Source organism: Pseudomonas sp. NFACC04-2 (genome assembly GCF_900119265.1).
Taxonomy (GTDB): Bacteria; Pseudomonadota; Gammaproteobacteria; order Pseudomonadales; family Pseudomonadaceae; genus Aquipseudomonas; species Aquipseudomonas fluorescens_AA.
The window spans coordinates 33,749-53,455 of the sequence record NZ_FPJC01000004.1; the positions used below are offsets into that span (position 1 = coordinate 33,749).

Below are 19,707 nucleotides of genomic sequence, written 5' to 3' on the forward strand. Positions count from 1 at the left end.
ATCGAGAGGCGTGCGGCCCACACCGCGGGCAGATGGCACGCAGGAAGCCCGGACTAATAAGATGGCATTGAAATCCCCCGCGTTTCGTAAAAAATTTCCGTTGCTGGTCACCGGCAGTCTGCTGGCCCTGCAACCCCTGGCCTCTTCATTCGTCGTCGCGGCGCAGCAGTATGACTGCTCCGTCTCTGCTTCGGGTGCCTGGGACTGTGCGCCCAAGACACCGGCCGCCGCGTTGCCGCCGCGTCCCGTGCACGACGGCAGTGCGGTTTCCGACAGCGGCGCGGCGCCAGCCGACAGCAGCTCGGGCGAGGAAGCCGGCGAAAAGCCGATGCTCGTTACCGAAGCCAAGGGCCGCGGCCTGAAGTCGCGCAGTGCAGACTACAGCCACCTGGATTGGGTTCCACGAGAGAACCTCACCCCGGCGCAACTGGCTGAGACCGGTCCTTACTGCGCCGGTGCCTACATCGAGCCGACGCGTCCTGGCATGAATGACAAGACCGCCAAGAGCGATGCGCCCACGTTCCTCGGCGCCAAGGCGTCACGCTATCAGCAGGAAGAACAGGTGGCGACCCTGGCCGGTGACGTGGTCATGCGCCAGGGCAGCATGCAGGTCGAGGCCGACGAGGCCAGCCTGTACCAGGCCGAGAACCGTGGCGAGCTGAGCGGCAACGTGCGGGTTCGCGACAACGGTGCGCTGATCGTCGGCGACCACGCCGATGTACAGCTGGACACCGGCGAAGCCAAGGTCGACAACGCCGAATACGTGATGCACAAGTCGCGCATCCGCGGTAACGCGCTGTACGCCAAGCGTGCCGAGAACGCGATCATCCGCCTCAAGGATGGTACGTACACCACGTGCGAACCGGGCAGCAACGCCTGGACGCTCAAGGGCAACAACATCACCCTGAACCCGGCCACCGGCTTCGGCACCGCGACCAACGTGACGCTGCGGGTCAAGGACTTCCCGGTCCTGTACACGCCGTACATCTACTTCCCGATCGACGACCGTCGCCAGTCCGGCTTCCTGCCGCCGACCATCGGCAGCAGCAGCGACACCGGCTTCCTGCTGGTCACCCCGTACTACTTCAACCTGGCGCCGAACTACGACGCCACGTTGTACCCACGCTACATGGCCAAGCGTGGCTTGTTGATGGAAGGCGAATTCCGCTACCTGACCAAGTCCAGCGAAGGTCAGTTCGGTGCCGCATACCTCAACGACGAAGACGATGAGCGCAGCGGGCAGAGCGACTACGACAAGACCCGCTACATGTACAACTGGCAGCACAAGGGCGGCCTCGATTCGCGCGTGCTGACGGAAGTCGACTACACCAAGATCAGCGATCCGTACTATTTCCAGGATCTTGAAAGCGATCAGATCGGTATCGAGTCCAATGATTACGTCAATCAGCAAGGCGCAGTCAGCTATCGCGGCGACAGCTACACGGCGCGGGTGAATGCCCAGGCCTACCAGATGGCAACGATTTCGAAGATCACCCCTTACAACCGCTTGCCTCAGATCACCTTCATCGGTGAGCTGCCGCAACACCCGTATGGACTGGATCTCGCCTACAAGACAGAGCTGGTGCGGTTTGATCGTGATCTGCGAACCGGCGCCTACACCGACGAAGACGGTAACTCCGAGCCGAGGCTGGACTCCAACGTTCGCGGACTGGCACGGGCTAACGGTACTCGCCTGAATCTGGCGCCGGTGATGAGCCTGCCGATGGAAGCCACCTACGGCTTCATCACGCCGTCGCTCAAATACCAATACACCCAATACGATCTGGATCTGGACGGCATTGGCAAATCCCAGATCGCCGCGCAGTCCGCCGAGACGGATCGTCTGCGCGGCACGTACAGCGGCAGCCAGAGCCGCGGCGTCCCAATCGCCAGCATCGATAGCGGCCTGTATTTCGACCGTGATACCCAGTGGTTTGGCACCAACTATCGCCAGACTCTGGAACCACGCCTGTTCTATCTCTACGTACCTGAGAAAGACCAGAGCGATATCCCTGTGTTCGACACCGGCGAGTACACCTTCAGCTACTCCTCGCTGTTCCGTGACAATCGTTTTTCGGGCTCCGACCGTGTCGGCGACGAGAACAAATTGTCGCTGGGCATAACCAGCCGCTGGATCCAAGAAAACGGTTTCGAACGCCAGCGCATCAGCGTCGGCCAGGCCTTGTACTTCAAGGATCGCGAAGTCCAGCTGCCGGGCATCGACTTCAAAACGCGCGAAGACGCCAAATCGGATGTATCGCCTTACGCCCTGGAGTATGAGTTCCGCTGGAACCGCGATTGGCGCACCACGGCTACCTATAACTGGGACCCGGACACTCGCAGCCCTCGCTCGGGTAGCGCGATGTTCCACTACCAGCCTGAAGACAACCCGAACAAGGTCATCAACGCCGGTTATCGCTATCGCAACGACCAGGTCCGCTACGACCAGACTACCGGTCAATGGTCCGTGGGCGGTGGCGACTACGGCACGCCTGGCCAGCCTGGCTACGTGAAGGACTACTACAAGATCCAGCAGCACGACTTCTCGGTCATCTGGCCGATCGTGCCGCAGTGGAACGCCATCAGCCGCTGGCAGTATGACTACAACCGCAACCGTACCCTGGAAGCCTTCGGTGGTTTCGAATACGACAATTGCTGCTGGAAACTGCGCCTGATCAACCGTTACTGGGTCGACTACGAAGAGTTCAGTCAAGCCGCCCCGGAAAACGAAAAAGGCGACCACGGCATCTTCCTCCAAATTGTTCTGAAGGGACTCGGCGGCCTGACCGGCGCCAAGGTAGAGAGCTTCCTCGACAAAGGCATCCAAGGTTATCGTGAACGTGAAGACCAAGCTTTCTGATTGTCTGCGTCCGCTGATGCTGGGCGCGCTGTTCCTGGGTACCGCGGCCAACGCCGCGGTACAGTCCATCGATAAAGTGGTGGCCATCGTTGACAACGACGTGGTCATGCAGAGCCAGTTGGACCAACGTGTCCATGAAGTGCAGCAGACCATCGCCAAGCGCGGCGGAGGCCTGCCGCCTCCGGGTGTGCTGGACCAGCAAGTGCTCGAACGCCTGATCGTCGAAAACCTGCAACTGCAGATCGGCGAACGCTCCGGCATCCGCATTACCGATGAAGAGCTGAACCAGGCCGTTGGCACCATTGCCCAGCGCAATAACATGAGCATCGAACAGTTCCGCGCCGCCCTGGCTCGCGACGGCCTCTCCTACGAGGACGCCCGCGATCAGATCCGTCGCGAAATGATCATCAGCCGTGTGCGCCAGCGCCGTGTCGCCGAACGCATCCAGGTGTCGGAGCAGGAAGTGAAGAATTTCCTCGCCTCCGACCTGGGCAAGATGCAGCTTTCCGAAGAGCTGCACCTGGCGAACATCCTGATTCCTACCCCGGAAAGCGCCAACTCCGAAGCCATCCAGAGCGCTTATCGCCAGGCAATGGATGTCTACCAGCAGCTCAAGCAAGGCGCTGATTTCGGCCAGATGGCCATTGCCAAGTCGGGCAGCGACAACGCCCTGGAAGGCGGCGACATGGGCTGGCGCAAGCCCGCTCAACTGCCACCTCCATTCGACCGCGAACTGAGCGCCATGGCCGTGGGCGACATCACCCAGCCAGCACGTACCCCAGGCGGCTTCATCATCCTGAAAGTGCTGGAAAAGCGCGGTGGCGGAACCCAGGTTCGTGACGAAGTGCATGTCCGCCACATCCTGATCAAGCCAAGCGAGATTCGCAGCGAAGCCGAGACCAAGCGCCTGGCGGAAAAACTCTACGACCGCATCGAAGCGGGCGAGGACTTCGCCGAACTGGCGAAGAGTTTCTCCGAAGACCCGGGGTCGGCCCTCAACGGCGGCGATCTGAACTGGGTTGACCCCAATGCACTGGTTCCCGAGTTCCGCCAGGTCATGGCCGATACGCCGCAAGGCCAACTGTCCAAGCCGTTCAAGAGCCCGTATGGCTGGCACGTACTGGAAGTCCTTGGCCGTCGCGCCACCGACAGCACCACCCAGGCGCGCGAACAGCAGGCGATGACCGTATTGCGCAACCGCAAATATGACGAAGAGCTGCAAACCTGGCTGCGTCAGATTCGCGACGAAGCCTACGTTGAGATCAAACTTCCTGGTGCAGACCAGGCAGCGCAGTGAAACCCAAGCGTTTCGCGCTGACACCCGGCGAACCAGCCGGCATCGGTCCCGACTTGTGCCTGCTGCTCGCCTCGCACCTCCAGCCGCATCCTCTGATTGCCATCACCAGTCGCGACCTGCTCCTTGAACGGGCCGCGCAACTGGGGGTGGTTGTCGACTTGCTGCCGGTATCGCCAGGCGCTTGGCCGGACGTCCCGGCACCCGCCAACAGCTTGTATGTCTGGGATACGCCTTTGGGCGCGCCAGTCGTCACTGGGCAACTGGACAAGGCCAACGCGGCGTTCGTCCTCGATACCCTGACCCGTGCCGGCCAAGGCTGCCTGGACGGGACGTTCGCCGGCATGATCACCGCTCCGGTGCACAAGGGCGTGATCAACGAATCCGGGATTGCCTTTTCCGGACATACCGAATTCCTGGCGGACCTGACCCATACGGCGCAAGTGGTGATGATGCTCGCCACCCGCGGCCTGCGCGTGGCTTTGGTGACCACTCACCTGCCCTTGCGGGACATCGCCGACGCCATCACCTCGGAACGCCTGGAGCGGGTTACCCGCATCCTGCACGCCGACCTTCAGGAAAAATTCGGCATCGCCCGGCCACGCATCCTGGTCTGTGGGCTCAATCCCCATGCCGGCGAAGGCGGGCACCTGGGCCGTGAAGAAATCGACATCATCGAACCCACTTTGGAGCGCTTGCGCAGGGAGGGCATGGACCTGCGTGGCCCGCTGCCTGCCGACACTCTGTTTACCCCCAAATATCTGGAGCACTGCGATGCGGTGCTGGCGATGTACCACGACCAGGGCCTGCCCGTGCTGAAGTACAAAGGCTTCGGCGCGGCAGTCAACGTGACGCTGGGCCTGCCAATCATCCGTACCTCCGTGGACCATGGCACCGCCCTGGACCTGGCCGGCAGCGGCAAGATCGATACCGGCAGCCTGCAAGTCGCCCTGGAAACCGCCTACCAGATGGCCGAGACCCATTTATGACCGAGCAATACCAACACCGCGCGCGCAAGCGCTTCGGCCAGAACTTCCTGCATGACGCCGGCGTGATCGATCGCATCCTGCGCTCCATCCGGGCCAAGCCCGACGACCGCCTGCTGGAAATCGGGCCGGGCCAGGGCGCCCTGACCGAGGGCCTGCTCGACAGCGGCGCGCAACTGGACGTGGTGGAACTGGACAAGGACCTGATCCCGATCCTCAACCAGCAGTTCGCCGGCAAGAGCAATTTCAACCTGCACCAGGGCGACGCACTGAAATTCGACTTCAATAGCCTGAACGCCGCGCCTAACAGCCTGCGGGTGGTGGGAAACCTGCCATACAACATCTCCACACCGCTGATCTTCCATCTGCTGAGCAACGCCAGCCTGATCCGTGACATGCACTTCATGCTGCAGAAAGAAGTGGTCGAGCGCCTCGCCGCCGGCCCTGGCGGTGGCGATTGGGGTCGACTGTCGATCATGGTCCAGTACCATTGCCGGGTCGAACACCTGTTCAACGTTGGTCCGGGTGCATTCAACCCGCCGCCGAAAGTCGATTCGGCCATCGTCCGCCTGGTACCTCATGCCGTCCTGCCGAACCCGGCCAAGGATCATCGCCTGCTGGAGCGGGTGGTGCGCGAAGCGTTCAACCAACGCCGCAAAACCCTGCGCAACACCTTGAAACTGTTGCTCAGCAGCGCCGAAATCGAAGCCGCCGGCGTCGACGGCAGCCTGCGCCCCGAGCAATTGGACCTGGCGGCTTTCGTACGCCTGGCCGACAAGCTCAGCGAACAGGTCGCCCCGCAAGCCGACGCCAACTGAACGGGTGACAAGCGCTATCGGGCAGTACGCCAGTCTGGTCTACTACCCGATACTTGGCCTAGACTGATCTCCTGAGTCGCGCCCGCGTCCCGCTTCGTTTTTAAGGCCTTATTTGCATGTCTGATCCTCGTTACCAGGTCGACGTCAGCGTCACCACCCGTTTTCTGGCAGAACAGTCGCAACCCGAGCATGACCGCTTCGCCTTCGCCTACAGCATTACCGTGCGCAACAATGGCTCCTTGCCCGCCAGGCTGCTGTCGCGGCACTGGGTGATCACCGACGGCGACGGCCATGTCGAAGAAGTGCGTGGTGAAGGCGTGGTCGGCCAGCAGCCGCTGATCGACGCCGGTAAAAGCCACAGCTACAGCAGCGGGACCGTGATGACCACCAAGGTCGGCACCATGCAGGGTACCTACCAGATGCTGGCCGAGGACGGCACACGCTTCGACGCTGTCATCAAGCCCTTTCGCCTGGCCGTACCCGGAGCGCTGCACTAATGGCCACGTATGCGGTCGGCGACCTGCAAGGCTGCCTCGACCCGCTCAAGTGCCTGTTGGAACGGGTCGCCTTCGATCCCCAGAAAGACACGCTGTGGCTGGTGGGTGACCTGGTCAACCGTGGCCCGCAATCCCTTGAAACGTTGCGTTTTCTCTACAGCATCCGCCAGTCCCTGGTGTGCGTGCTAGGCAACCACGACCTGCACCTGTTGGCCGCCTGGCAGAACATCGAACGCCTGAAAAAATCCGACACCTTGACGGAAATCCTCGACGCCCCCGATTGCGTTGAACTGCTGGAATGGCTGCGCCAGCAAAAGCTCATGCATTACGACGAGCCACGCAATCTGGCGCTGGTCCATGCCGGCATCCCGCCTCAGTGGTCCCTGCGCAAGGCGCTCAAGTGCGCCGGCGAGGTGGAACAGGCACTGCGCGACGACAATCTGTTCGCGCCCTACCTGGACGGCATGTATGGCAACGAGCCGGTCAAGTGGGACAATGACCTCACCGGCAGCGCCCGCCTTCGCGTCATCACCAACTATTTCACGCGCATGCGCTTCTGCACCCGCGACGGCAAGCTCGATCTCAAGGGCAAGGAAGGCATCGAGACCGCCCCCCCCGGCTACGCCCCCTGGTTCAAGCACAGCGAGCGCAAGACCCGTCACCTGAAAATCATTTTCGGGCACTGGGCGGCACTGGGAGGTCAATGCGACGAACCCGGCGTCTTCGCCCTCGATACCGGCTGTGTGTGGGGCAGCGCCATGACACTGATGAACGTCGACACGGGCGAGCAACTGCGTTGCGATTGCGATGAACAGGGCCACGCCAGAATCCATCACCCGACCACTGCACCATTGCCAGCCGGCACCGCCGTTTGACCGGCGTTGCGCTCAAGCTACAGGAGTCCCTCATGACCGAATTCAAACGCATCCCCCCGGAACAGGCCCAGGCCCTGCGCGAGCAAGGCGCGGTCGTCGTCGACGTTCGCGACCCAGCCACGTTTGCGGCCCTGCACATCAGCGGCGCCAAGCATCTGGATAACCATTCCATCGCCGACTTCATCCGCGCCGCCGACCTCGATGCACCGACCGTCGTGGTCTGCTATCACGGCAACTCCAGCCAGAGCGCAGCCGCCTATCTGATCAGCCAGGGCTTCACCGACGTCTACAGCCTGGACGGTGGTTTTGAGTTATGGCGCACGACCTATCCCGCAGAAACAGCGCAAGGCGCCGCCGAATAATTTTTTATGCCGGCCAAGCCCGCGTGAACCGTGGGCTTGAGCGATGGCGGACGAACGGTCTGCCACAACTAATTACGTATTCCACCTTTACCTCCGTGATTCCGAACTATCCTTAGCCTCAGGCCATCCAAAACAGGGGAGAGCCGGTACACCGGCGCGCGGGTCATCGGGAGTCAGCTTTCAGGAGCCTGCATTCTTGAAAGCATTCTGGGGGGTAAACGGCAACTGGGTTCCCAGCGGCTGTCCAGCATCGACTGATTGATCCGACACCGGCTCCACGTATCGAGCGAGGTGACGTCATGAGCATTTTTAGCCACTTCCAGCAACGTTTCGAGTCCACGCGGCAAGAGGAATACTCGCTGCAGGAATACCTCGAACTCTGCAAGCAGGACCGCAGTGCCTATGTGTCGGCTGCGGAGCGTCTGTTGCTGGCCATCGGAGAACCGGAGCTGCTGGATACCTCGACCAACTCGAGGCTTTCGCGCATCTTCTCCAACAAGGTGATTCGCCGCTATCCGGCCTTTGCGGACTTCCACGGGATGGAAGAATGCATCGAACAGATCGTGTCCTATTTCCGCCATGCCGCCCAAGGCCTGGAAGAGAAGAAACAAATCCTTTATCTGCTCGGCCCCGTGGGTGGCGGTAAATCGTCCCTGGCCGAAAAACTCAAGCAGCTGATTGAAAAAGTGCCCTTCTATGCCATCAAGGGCTCGCCAGTGTTCGAATCGCCCTTGGGGCTGTTCAATGCAACAGAGGACGGCGCAATCCTCGAGGAAGACTTCGGCATTCCACGCCGCTACCTCAATACCATCATGTCGCCATGGGCGACCAAGCGCCTGGCCGAATTCGGCGGTGATATCAGCCAGTTCCGGGTGGTCAAGCTCTACCCTTCGATCCTCAACCAGATCGCAGTAGCCAAGACCGAGCCTGGGGACGAGAACAACCAGGACATCTCGGCACTGGTGGGCAAGGTCGATATCCGCAAACTGGAAGAATTCCCACAGAACGACGCCGACGCCTACAGCTATTCGGGTGCGCTGTGCCGGGCCAACCAGGGCCTCATGGAATTCGTCGAAATGTTCAAGGCACCTATCAAGGTGCTGCACCCGCTGCTGACCGCCACCCAGGAAGGCAACTACAACAGCACCGAGGGCCTGGGGGCCATTCCGTTCACCGGCATCCTGCTGGCGCACTCCAACGAGTCGGAATGGCATACTTTCCGCAACAACAAGAACAACGAAGCCTTCATCGACCGGATCTATATCGTCAAGGTGCCGTACTGCCTGCGAGTGACCGACGAGGTGAAGATCTACGACAAGCTGCTGTTCAACAGCTCGCTGTCCAAGGCTCATTGCGCCCCCGACACCCTGAAGATGCTGGCCCAGTTCACGGTGCTGTCGCGTCTCAAGGAGCCGGAAAACTCCAACATCTATTCGAAGATGCGTGTGTACGACGGTGAAAACCTCAAGGACACCGATCCAAAGGCCAAGTCGATCCAGGAATACCGCGACAACGCCGGCGTCGATGAAGGGATGAACGGGTTGTCCACACGCTTCGCGTTCAAGATCCTGTCCAAGGTCTTCAACTTCGACCCCCACGAAATTGCCGCCAACCCGGTTCACCTGCTGTATGTGCTGGAACAGCAGATCGAACAGGAGCAGTTCCAGGCCGAAACCCGCGAGCGTTACCTGCGCTTCCTCAAGGAATACCTGGCCCCACGCTACATCGAGTTCATCGGCAAGGAAATCCAGACGGCTTACCTGGAGTCCTACAGCGAATACGGCCAGAACATCTTCGATCGCTACGTGCTGTACGCAGACTTCTGGATCCAGGACCAGGAATATCGCGACCCGGAAACCGGCGAAATACTCAATCGCGTGGCACTCAACGAGGAACTGGAGAAAATCGAGAAACCGGCGGGCATCAGCAATCCGAAGGATTTCCGCAACGAAATCGTCAACTTTGTGCTGCGCGCCCGTGCCAACAACAACGGCAAGAACCCAACCTGGCTCAGCTATGAAAAGCTGCGGGTGGTCATCGAGAAGAAGATGTTCTCCAACACCGAAGACCTGCTGCCCGTCATCAGCTTCAACGCCAAGGCCAGCAAGGAGGACCAGCAAAAACACAACGACTTCGTCACACGCATGGTCGAACGTGGCTACACCGACAAACAGGTACGACTGCTTTCCGAATGGTACCTGCGGGTACGGAAATCGCAGTAAGCAGCGGCAAGCTTCTAGCTACAAACTGCAAGGGCGTGGCGTCGAGCCCAAGGCTCGACGCCACGCCCCTTACGGCTTGAGGCTTACGACTTGAAGCTCCCCTGGAGGGGCCTATGAGCTATGTGATCGACCGACGCCTTAATGGCAAGAACAAGAGCACGGTGAACCGCCAGCGGTTTCTGCGGCGTTACCGTGACCACATCAAGAAGGCCGTCGAAGAGGCGGTCAGCCGGCGCTCCATTACCGATATGGAACACGGCGAACAGATCAGCATCCCTGGCCGCGACATCGACGAGCCGGTGCTTCACCATGGTCGCGGCGGCAAACAGACCGTCGTGCACCCTGGCAACAAGGAATTCACCAGTGGCGAGCACATCCCCCGCCCCCAGGGCGGCGGTGGCGGCAAGGGCCCTGGCAAGGCCGGCAATTCCGGCGAAGGCATGGATGAGTTTGTCTTCCAGATCACCCAGGAGGAATTCCTGGAGTTCATGTTCGAGGACCTGGAGCTGCCGAACCTGGTCAAGCGCAACCTGACCGGTACCGACACCTTCAAGACGGTGCGTGCCGGTATCAGCAATGAAGGCAACCCATCACGCATCAACATCATCCGCACCCTTCGTTCAGCCCATGCCCGGCGTATCGCGCTGTCGGGTAGCAGCCGGGCCAAACTGCGCGAAGCCAAGGAAGAACTGGCTCGCCTGAAACGCGAAGAACCCGACAATTTCGGCGATATTCAGGACCTGGAAGCGGAAATCGAAAAACTCAGCGCACGCATCCACCGCGTCCCGTTCCTCGATACGTTCGATCTCAAATACAACCTGCTGGTGAAACAGCCAAATCCCAGCTCCAAGGCGGTGATGTTTTGCCTGATGGACGTTTCCGGCTCCATGACCCAGGCCACCAAGGACATCGCCAAGCGCTTCTTCATCCTGTTGTACCTGTTCCTGAAGCGGAACTACGACAAGATCGATGTGGTGTTCATCCGCCACCACACCAGCGCCCGGGAAGTGGACGAAGAGGAGTTCTTCTACTCCAGGGAAACCGGGGGCACCATTGTCTCCAGCGCCCTGAAGCTGATGCAGGAAATCATGGCCGAGCGCTACCCTGCCAACGAATGGAACATCTATGCGGCCCAGGCCTCGGACGGTGACAACTGGAACGACGACTCACCGATCTGCCGTGACATCCTGATCAACCAGATCATGCCGTTCGTCCAGTACTACACCTATGTGGAAATTACTCCACGGGAACACCAGGCCTTGTGGTACGAATATGAACGGATTGCCGAAGCATTTTCCGACACATTTGCCCAACAGCAACTGGTCTCGGCCGGGGATATCTACCCGGTCTTCCGTGAACTCTTCCAGCGCAGGTTAGTGACATGACCGCCAAAAAAGAGCAGAAACGCCAGCCCATTTCCACCGGCTCCGAATGGACGTTCGAGCTGATCAAGGCCTACGACCGCGAAATCAGCCGTATCGCGGACCGTTATGCCCTCGACACCTACCCGAACCAGATCGAGGTGATCACTGCCGAGCAAATGATGGACGCCTACGCGTCGGTCGGCATGCCGCTGGGCTATCACCACTGGTCCTACGGCAAGCACTTTCTCAGCACCGAGAAATCCTACAGCCGCGGTCAGATGGGGCTGGCCTATGAGATCGTGATCAATTCCGACCCTTGCATCGCCTACCTGATGGAAGAGAACACCATCTGCATGCAGGCCTTGGTGGTGGCGCATGCCTGCTACGGGCACAACAGCTTCTTCAAGGGCAACTACCTGTTCCGTACGTGGACCGATGCCAGTTCGATCATCGATTACCTGGTGTTCGCCAAGCAGTACATCATGCAATGCGAGGAGCGCCACGGTATCGACGCCGTGGAGGACCTGCTGGACTCCTGCCATGCCCTGATGAACTACGGCGTGGACCGCTACAAACGACCGTATCCGATTTCCGCCGAAGAAGAACGCCGGCGCCAGAAGGACCGCGAAGAACATCTGCAAAAACAGATCAACGATCTTTGGCGCACCATTCCCAAGGGTGCGGACAAGTACAGCGAAAAAGACAATGCCCGCTTCCCTGCCGAGCCCCAGGAGAACATTCTCTATTTCATTGAAAAACATGCGCCGCTGCTGGAGCCGTGGCAGCGGGAAATCGTGCGCATCGTGCGCAAGATCGCCCAGTATTTCTATCCACAGCGCCAAACCCAGGTAATGAACGAAGGCTGGGCCACGTTCTGGCACTACACGCTGATGAACGACCTGTACGACGAAGGCCTGGTCACCGACGGTTTCATGATGGAGTTCCTGACGTCACACACCAGCGTGGTGTTCCAACCTGGCTTCGACAGCCCGTACTACAGCGGCATCAACCCTTACGCACTGGGTTTCGCCATGTACCGCGACATCCGGCGCATGTGCGAAAACCCTACCGAGGAAGATCGTCGCTGGTTTCCGGAAATCGCCGGTTCGGACTGGTTGTCTGCCATTAAATTCGCCATGAGCAGCTTCAAGGACGAAAGCTTCATCCTGCAGTACCTTTCGCCCAAGGTGATCCGCGACCTGAAACTGTTCAGCATCCTGGATGACGACCAGAAAGATGACTTGGTGGTACCTGCCATTCACGATGAGAGCGGCTATCGCATCATCCGCGAAACCCTGGCAGCGCAATACAACCTGGGCAATCGCGAGCCCAACGTGCAGATCTACAGCATCGACCGCCGCGGAGATCGCTCACTGACCCTGCGCCATCAGGCGCACGACCGCAAACCGCTGGGCGACTCCACCGATGAAGTGCTCAAGCACCTGCATCGCCTCTGGGGCTTTGACATCCATCTGGAAACCCTGCAAGGCGACCAAGTGATGAAAACCCATCATGTACCTCCCAGAGGCGAACAAGCCGAGGGCGATTATGGCCGTCTGGACTTGGCCGTCATTCATCTTTGATCCCGTTTTCGCCTCCGGACGTCTGACGCAAAGGTTATCCTGTCGGACCAACGGAGGTTTTTTATGCAGATCTATAAAGTTGGCGGTGCCGTACGCGATCGCCTGCTGGGCATTCCCATCACCGACATCGATCGGGTCGTCGTGGGAGCCACCGCCGAGGAAATGCTCGCCAAGGGTTTTCGCCCTGTGGGGGCCGACTTTCCAGTATTTCTAGACCCGAAGACCGGCGAGGAATACGCCCTCGCCCGCACCGAGCGCAAGAGCGGCCGCGGCTATGGCGGCTTCGTGTTCCATGCCAGCCCTGAAGTCACCCTGGAGGAAGACCTGGTCCGCCGGGACTTGACCATCAACGCCATGGCTGAAGATGACCATGGCAACCTGACCGATCCGTACCACGGCCGGCGGGATCTCGAAGCCCGGGTGCTGCGTCACGTTTCCCCCGCTTTCGCCGAAGATCCGCTCCGAGTCCTGCGGGTTGCCCGCTTTGCCGCGCGTTATGCGCCGCTGGGCTTCAAGGTGGCGGACGAAACCCTAGAGCTGATGCGCCAGCTCAGCGAGTCCGGTGAACTGGAGGCGTTGACGGCCGAGCGCAGCTGGAAAGAGATTTCCCGCGCCCTCATGGAAAAGCAACCACGGGTATTTATTCAGGTCTTGCGCGACTGCACAGCACTCAAGGTCTTGATGCCCGAAGTCGACGCACTGTTCGGCGTGCCACAACCTGAAGCCCATCACCCGGAAATCGATACCGGTGTCCATACCCTGAGCGTGTTGGAGCAGGCGGCACTGCATCAACAGCCGCTAACGGTCCGCTGGGCCTGCCTGCTCCATGACTTGGGCAAAGGCCTGACGCCCCAGCACGAATGGCCGCGACACATCGCCCATGAGCACACGGGCTTGAAGCTGATCAAAGCCGTCAACGAGCGCTTCAAGGTGCCACGCGACTGTCAGGAACTGGCGTTATTAGTGGGCCAATACCATACCCATGGTCATCGCGCGCTTGAGCTGAAGGCTTCTACCTTGCTTGAGCTGTTGCAGAGTTTTGATGTGTACCGCCGACCTCAGCGCTTCGAGGAATTCATCGCGGCCTGCGAGATGGATGCGCGGGGGCGCAAGGGGCTCGAAGACAGAAGCTATCCACAGGCTGAGTATCTGCGCGGCGCGGCGGCAGCGGCTTGCGGAGTGGCAGTCCAACCCTTGCTGGAAAAAGGCTTCAAAGGTCCGGAACTGGGTGAGGCGATCAAGCGCGAGCGACTCAAGGCATTGAAAGCCTACAAGGAAGCGGCGAGCTGAGTCAGTTTACATTTGCGATGGAGTGCCCACAGTCATCGCGAGCAAGCTCGCTCCCGTAGCGACTCTCAGTGGACTCATGTCTTGTGTTCGACTGAAATCCACTGTGGGAGCGAGCTTGCTCGCGATGGCGGCAGGCGCCTCACAACAGGCTGGACGGCGTAAGCGGCTGGCCCCGCCACTCAAACGCCACTGGCGCCAGCACCTGATCAATCTGCGACTCATCCCACAACGTAGCGAAGCTTTTGCCTACGCCCGGATGAATCCGATCCGGCGCGATCAACGACAAAGGCCACAGGACGAAGGCGTTCTTGAGGATTTCCGCACGCGGCAGAATCAGCCCATCGAAGTTGCCGACCTGTTCGCCATACAACAACACGTCGATATCCAGTGGCAGTCCCTTGCGGTCTGGCGCATAGCGACCGTTGTCCGCCTCGATGAACTTGAGGCGACGGTCCAACTCCATCAGCGGCAGGTCCGTGAAAGCCGACACGACGAAGTTGAAGAACGGCCCGCTCTTGATTCCCACTGGCTGGCTCTCGAACACGGCCGAACAACGCATGTCCACGAGGAAACCGGCCAAGGCCTCAAGACCGGCGCACAAATGGGTTTCGCGCTCGATATTACTGCCGAGCCCGAGAAAAACCTGAGTCAGCGACATCCGCGCTCGATCTCCACGCCAACGCCACTGGCAGCCGGTACGGCGCCAGGCTTGGTCACTTTCAGACGCAGCCAGGTGATCTTGAACTCATCCATCAACTCCTGGGCCAGCCGTTCGGCGAAGGTCTCGACCAACTGGAACTGAGCTTGCTCGGCAAACGCCTGGATGCGCGACGACACGCTGGCATAGTCGAGCGCCAGGGTCAGGTCGTCGCCCGCGGCGGCCGGGCGGTTGTCCCAGGCGAAGCTCAGGTCAAGCCGCAGGCACTGTCGGATGCCTCGCTCCCAGTCGTAGGCACCGATTACCGTGTCGACTTCCAGACCCTCGATAAACACTCTGTCCAAGCACTCTTCTCCGCAGCACGACAAGGGCGCGATGCCCCGTTAGAATCAGGGCGTCCTCGCCCGGAATAGTTAGCATGTTTTGGTTACTGGCGATTCTCGCCTACCTGCTCGGCTCGCTGTCCTTCGCCATTTTGCTCAGCCGCCTGACCGGTCGTCCGGATCCGCGAATGAGTGGCTCAGGCAATGCCGGCGCCACCAACATGCTGCGCCTGGCCGGACGCAAGCTCGCCATCCTGACCCTGCTGGGCGACCTCTGCAAAGGTCTTGTCCCGGTATTGATCGCCAGCCTTGCAGGGCTCTCGTTGCAGCAACAGGCCTGGATCGGCGTCTGCGCCGTCATCGGCCACTTGTTCCCGCTGTACTTCCGCTTCCGTGGCGGCAAGGGTGTCGCCACCGCCGCCGGCATGCTGCTGGGCCTGTACCCGCCCGCCGCCCTGCTGGCTGTCTGTGCCTGGCTGCTGACGTTCTACCTGACCCGCACCAGTTCCCTGGCAGCGCTGATCGCCACACCGCTGACCCTGCCATTGCTGGCCTGGCAGGAACCGGCGGCCTTGCTGCCAATGACCGTGCTGGTTGCACTGATCGTCTGGCGCCACCGGGGCAATCTACGCGACCTGTTCGCCGGGCGCGAACGGCATTTTTAAATGCCGTTTCACAGGGGTGCCAACTGCTCCATGGGCCAGCGCGCCTGCACGCTGATTGCCAGGCTTTCCTGCTGGCCGGCCTGCAAACGCTGGCAACCGGCAAAGGCAATCATCGCGCCGTTATCTGTGCAGAACTCCGGCCGGGCGTAGTAAACGTCGCCCTTCATGTCACCGAGCATTTTCTCCAGCGATGTCCGCAAGGCCTTGTTCGCACTCACGCCCCCGGCGATCACCAGGCGCTTGAGCCCGGCCTGCTTCAGGGCGCGCTTGCACTTGATGGTCAAAGTCTCCACCACGGCCTGCTGGAACGCCAGCGAGATGTCGCAACGGGCTTGCTCACTGTCGTCCCCGGCGCTGACGCATTGTTGCCAGGTGTTCAGGGCGAAGGTCTTGAGCCCGCTGAAACTGAAATCCAGGCCGGGGCGGTCGCACATCGGCCGCGGGAACACGAAACGCCCATCGACCCCTTGCATCGCAAGCCGGGAAATTTCCGGCCCACCTGGATAATTGAGCCCCATCATTTTCGCCGTCTTGTCGAATGCTTCGCCGGCGGCATCGTCGAGGGTTTCGCCGAGCAGTTCGTATTGGCCGATGCCATCGACCCGGATGAGCTGTGTATGGCCCCCCGATACCAACAAAGCGACGAACGGGAATTGTGGTGGTTGCGACTCCAGCATCGGCGCCAGCAAGTGGCCTTCCATGTGATGCACACCCAGGGCCGGAATACCCCAGGCAAAGGCCAGCGCCTGGGCACAGGAAGCGCCTACCAGCAACGCGCCCACCAGGCCCGGGCCGGCGGTGTAGGCGATGCCATCGATCTCGGTCGGCATGCAGCCGGCTTCGGCCAGGACCTGACGGATCAAGGGCAGCATGCGCTTGACGTGATCGCGGGAGGCAAGCTCGGGCACCACCCCGCCGTAGGCGCGGTGCAGGTCGATCTGGCTGAACAGCGCATCGGCCAGCAGGCCGCGCTCACTGTCGTAAAGTGCGACACCGGTTTCGTCGCAGGAGGTTTCTAATCCCAGTACTAGCATGGGTTTGCGCCTTGTAGAGGCTGAATTCGAAGGCGCGCATAATAGTCGCCGCATTGTGCCCCGACCAGCGGTTTTCGATCAGAGGCTTTGCATTCCGAGCGATGAGGGGTTAACATCCGCAACCCTTAAAAACCGACGTCTTCAAGTGCTCTTTTGCCGCGAGGATGTTGACCCCGGTAATGAATGAAGGTAGCTCTGGATGCCAGCCGTCAAAGTAAAAGAGAACGAACCCTTCGACGTAGCTCTGCGTCGTTTCAAGCGCTCCTGCGAAAAAGCCGGTGTTCTGGCTGAAGTTCGTAGCCGCGAATTCTACGAGAAGCCGACTTCTGAGCGTAAGCGCAAGGCAGCAGCCGCTGTTAAGCGTCACGCCAAGAAAGTTCAGCGCGAACAGCGCCGCGCCGTACGTCTGTACTAATACACAGACGTCCGTAGCAAGCTTCTGCCAAGCCCGGCCTTCAAGCCGGGCTTATGGCATTTGCGGAATAACGCTTGATGCTTCACCGTCAAAGCCGCAGACGCGACCAAGACAACCGCTTCACCGCGTCAGACCTGGCTCTTTTGCCAGCGGTGCACGTCTTTCCTGACGAGCCTTCCAAGGCTACCGACGAGCACACCCTGATTCCTCTAACGACGATCAGCCCAAGGCACCTGCCTGCGTGCCCGCTTCATGAGCTATCCGAGGCCTGACCGGCCGTTACCGGACTCAGCGCAACACATTCAAACAGTCGAATACTGATAGTTATTAACGTCAGTGGATTATCGGCAGATACACTTCCCGACAGCGATGATGCAGACGACCCGGTCGAGCCACCGATTCAGCGTGCCTCAAACCCAGACCCGGTTACGCCTGCCGATTTCGGGTCCATATTTCGCGCAGTGATGATGAGAACGCCATGGCCGGGCTGATTCCCCAGAGCTTTATTGACGACCTCCTGAACCGCACCGACATCGTCGACGTGGTCAGCTCTCGCCTGCAAATGAAGAAAGCAGGCAAGAACTACACGGCCTGCTGCCCGTTTCACAAAGAGAAAACGCCCTCTTTCAGCGTCAGCCCCGACAAGCAGTTCTACTATTGCTTCGGTTGCGGCGCGGGCGGCAATGCCCTCGGCTTTATCATGGACCACGACAACCTGGACTTCCCCCAGGCCGTCGAAGAACTGGCCAAAGCCGCCGGCATGGAAATTCCCCGCGAGGAAAGCGGTCGACCACACAAACCGCGCCAACCGACCGATTCACCGCTCTACCCACTGCTGACGGCGGCGGCCGATTTCTATCGCCAGGCCCTCAAGAGCCATCCGGCGCGCAAGGCCGCGGTGGATTATCTCAAGGGCCGCGGCCTGACTGGCGAAATCGCCCGGGATTTCGGCCTCGGCTTCGCCCCGCCCGGCTGGGACAACCTGTACAAGCATCTAAGCAGCGACACGCTGCAGCAGCGCGCCATGATCGACGCAGGCCTGCTGATCGAAAACGCCGAAACCGGCAAGCGCTACGACCGCTTTCGCGACCGGGTCATGTTTCCGATCCGCGACACGCGCGGGCGGATCATCGCCTTTGGCGGCCGGGTGCTGGGCGATGACAAGCCCAAGTACCTGAACTCTCCGGAAACCCCAGTGTTCCATAAGGGCCAGGAACTCTACGGCCTGTACGAAGCGCGCAAGAACAACCGCAATCTCGACGAAATCATCGTCGTCGAGGGCTACATGGACGTGATAGCCCTGGCCCAGCAAGGCCTGCGCAACGCCGTCGCGACCCTGGGCACAGCCACCAGCGAAGAGCACATGAAGCGCCTGTTTCGCGTCGTGCCCAGCGTGCTGTTCTGCTTCGACGGCGACCAGGCCGGTCGCAACGCCGCCTGGCGCGCACTGGAGGCTACCCTGCCGTGCCTGCAGGACGGCCGGCGGGCACGTTTCCTGTTCCTGCCCGAGGGCGAAGACCCGGATACCCTGGTGCGCTCCGAAGGGACCGACGCGTTCCGCGCGCGGATCAACCAGCACGCACAACCGTTGGCCGACTATTTTTTCCAGCAGTTGACCGAAGAAGCCGATCCACGCTCCCTCGAAGGCAAGGCCCACATGGCCACCCTCGCGGCACCGCTGATCGACAAGGTGCCCGGCGCCAACCTGCGCACGCTCATGCGCCAGCGCCTGACCGAGATCACTGGCCTCAACAGCGAAGCGGTCAATCAACTGGTGCACAGCGCCCCCCAAGAGGCGCCGCCGGCGTATGACCCAGGTATCGATTACGACGCGATGCCGGATTTCGCCGACTATCATCAACCCCAGCAGGATTACCCCCCCCAGCAGGAATGGACGCCGAAAAAACCCGGCAGCGGCGGCAAGAAATGGGACAAGAAACCCTGGGACAAGAACGGCAAGCGCGGCGATCGCGACCAGCCACGTGCCCCGCGCGTGCCGGCCGCCGTCGAACCCCCAACACTGGCCGCCTTGCGCACCTTGCTGCATCACCCGCAACTGGCGGAAAAAGTAGAGGACGCAGGGCACTTCGCCGCCGAGGACCACAGCAATACGCAATTGCTGGTCGCTCTCCTTGAAGCCGTGCAGAAGAACCCCAAGCTAAACTCTTTCCAGTTGATCGCGCGGTGGCACGGTACCGAGCAGGGACGCCTCTTGAAGGCTTTGGCCGAGAAGGAATGGCTGATTGATGGAGACAACCTTGAACAACAGTTTTTCGACACCATTACTAGCTTGTCCGCCCGCCAACGCGAGCGAAACCTGGAACAACTTCTGCGAAAAGCTCGCCAGAGCGAGTTGACCAGCGAAGAGAAAAACCAATTGCGCGACTTACTCAGCCGCAATGTTTGCGCATCAAACCCGACCTCAACTGGCGCGTGAGGTCACAGCTCAGGTATAATCCTC

General features: G+C 60.4%; 17 protein-coding genes. 14 read left to right on the plus strand and 3 right to left on the minus strand.

Features of this window, described 5'->3' with window-relative positions:
* Positions 1–61: 61 nt before the first annotated feature.
* From BT125_RS06745 to BT125_RS06795, 11 genes are all read left to right on the plus strand, one after another.
* Positions 62–2,860, plus strand: a complete 2,799-nt coding sequence (locus tag BT125_RS06745; RefSeq protein WP_072405766.1) for an LPS-assembly protein LptD — start codon at positions 62–64, stop codon at positions 2,858–2,860.
* Positions 2,841–4,157, plus strand: coding sequence for a peptidylprolyl isomerase SurA (gene surA, locus BT125_RS06750; RefSeq protein ID WP_139271692.1), 1,317 nt, complete (start codon positions 2,841–2,843; stop codon positions 4,155–4,157). The genes BT125_RS06745 and surA overlap by 20 nt, the downstream gene beginning before the upstream one ends.
* The gene (pdxA, locus tag BT125_RS06755; protein WP_072405768.1) at positions 4,154–5,143 is read left to right on the plus strand and encodes a 4-hydroxythreonine-4-phosphate dehydrogenase PdxA; all 990 of its coding nucleotides are present in this window, start codon (positions 4,154–4,156) and stop codon (positions 5,141–5,143) included. Before surA ends, pdxA begins: the two co-directional genes overlap by 4 nt.
* Complete coding sequence (gene rsmA, locus BT125_RS06760) at positions 5,140–5,958, plus strand: 16S rRNA (adenine(1518)-N(6)/adenine(1519)-N(6))-dimethyltransferase RsmA (RefSeq protein ID WP_072405769.1); 819 nt, start codon at positions 5,140–5,142, stop codon at positions 5,956–5,958. Before pdxA ends, rsmA begins: the two co-directional genes overlap by 4 nt.
* Positions 5,959–6,074: 116 nt before the next feature.
* The gene (apaG, locus tag BT125_RS06765; protein WP_053125932.1) at positions 6,075–6,455 is read left to right on the plus strand and encodes a Co2+/Mg2+ efflux protein ApaG; all 381 of its coding nucleotides are present in this window, start codon (positions 6,075–6,077) and stop codon (positions 6,453–6,455) included.
* Complete coding sequence (locus BT125_RS06770) at positions 6,455–7,330, plus strand: symmetrical bis(5'-nucleosyl)-tetraphosphatase (RefSeq protein WP_072405770.1); 876 nt, start codon at positions 6,455–6,457, stop codon at positions 7,328–7,330. Before apaG ends, BT125_RS06770 begins: the two co-directional genes overlap by 1 nt.
* 32 nt (positions 7,331–7,362) lie before the next feature.
* Entirely contained in the window at positions 7,363–7,692 is a 330-nt protein-coding gene (gene glpE / locus BT125_RS06775) for a thiosulfate sulfurtransferase GlpE (protein ID WP_072405771.1), read from the plus strand.
* A 299-nt stretch (positions 7,693–7,991) separates the two neighbouring features.
* Positions 7,992–9,914: a PrkA family serine protein kinase gene (locus tag BT125_RS06780; protein ID WP_053125937.1), complete on the plus strand. Its 1,923-nt coding sequence runs from the start codon at positions 7,992–7,994 to the stop codon at positions 9,912–9,914.
* A 113-nt stretch (positions 9,915–10,027) separates the two neighbouring features.
* Positions 10,028–11,299 (plus strand): YeaH/YhbH family protein, encoded by a 1,272-nt coding sequence (locus BT125_RS06785; protein WP_003206179.1) that lies wholly within the window; start codon positions 10,028–10,030, stop codon positions 11,297–11,299.
* Entirely contained in the window at positions 11,296–12,861 is a 1,566-nt protein-coding gene (locus BT125_RS06790) for a SpoVR family protein (protein ID WP_072405772.1), read from the plus strand. The genes BT125_RS06785 and BT125_RS06790 overlap by 4 nt, the downstream gene beginning before the upstream one ends.
* Before the next feature lie 63 nt (positions 12,862–12,924).
* Positions 12,925–14,151, plus strand: a complete 1,227-nt coding sequence (locus BT125_RS06795) for a multifunctional CCA addition/repair protein (RefSeq protein WP_072405773.1) — start codon at positions 12,925–12,927, stop codon at positions 14,149–14,151.
* A gap of 139 nt (positions 14,152–14,290) precedes the next feature.
* Here the strand turns inward: BT125_RS06795 and folK are convergent, their stop codons facing one another.
* Together folK and folB are read right to left on the minus strand one after the other, a co-directional pair.
* Positions 14,291–14,809: a 2-amino-4-hydroxy-6-hydroxymethyldihydropteridine diphosphokinase gene (folK, locus tag BT125_RS06800; RefSeq protein ID WP_072405774.1), complete on the minus strand. Its 519-nt coding sequence runs from the start codon at positions 14,807–14,809 to the stop codon at positions 14,291–14,293.
* Positions 14,800–15,153 carry a dihydroneopterin aldolase gene (gene folB, locus BT125_RS06805; RefSeq protein WP_039590767.1) on the minus strand — a complete coding sequence of 118 codons (354 nt, stop codon included), beginning with the start codon at positions 15,151–15,153 and terminating at the stop codon, positions 14,800–14,802. The genes folK and folB overlap by 10 nt, the downstream gene beginning before the upstream one ends.
* Before the next feature lie 74 nt (positions 15,154–15,227).
* Here folB and plsY point away from each other — a divergent pair, with 74 nt between their 5' ends.
* Positions 15,228–15,797 (plus strand): glycerol-3-phosphate 1-O-acyltransferase PlsY, encoded by a 570-nt coding sequence (plsY, locus tag BT125_RS06810; protein WP_060740351.1) that lies wholly within the window; start codon positions 15,228–15,230, stop codon positions 15,795–15,797.
* A gap of 8 nt (positions 15,798–15,805) precedes the next feature.
* Here plsY and tsaD read toward each other — a convergent pair whose 3' ends face one another.
* Positions 15,806–16,831, minus strand: a complete 1,026-nt coding sequence (gene tsaD / locus BT125_RS06815) for a tRNA (adenosine(37)-N6)-threonylcarbamoyltransferase complex transferase subunit TsaD (RefSeq protein ID WP_072405775.1) — start codon at positions 16,829–16,831, stop codon at positions 15,806–15,808.
* Positions 16,832–17,030: 199 nt separating this feature from the next.
* Between tsaD and rpsU the strand changes: the two genes are divergently transcribed.
* Together rpsU and dnaG are read left to right on the plus strand one after the other, a co-directional pair.
* Positions 17,031–17,246, plus strand: a complete 216-nt coding sequence (gene rpsU, locus BT125_RS06820) for a 30S ribosomal protein S21 (protein WP_002551877.1) — start codon at positions 17,031–17,033, stop codon at positions 17,244–17,246.
* Positions 17,247–17,724: 478 nt separating this feature from the next.
* Positions 17,725–19,683: a DNA primase gene (gene dnaG, locus BT125_RS06825; RefSeq protein ID WP_072405776.1), complete on the plus strand. Its 1,959-nt coding sequence runs from the start codon at positions 17,725–17,727 to the stop codon at positions 19,681–19,683.
* Positions 19,684–19,707: the final 24 nt, after the last annotated feature.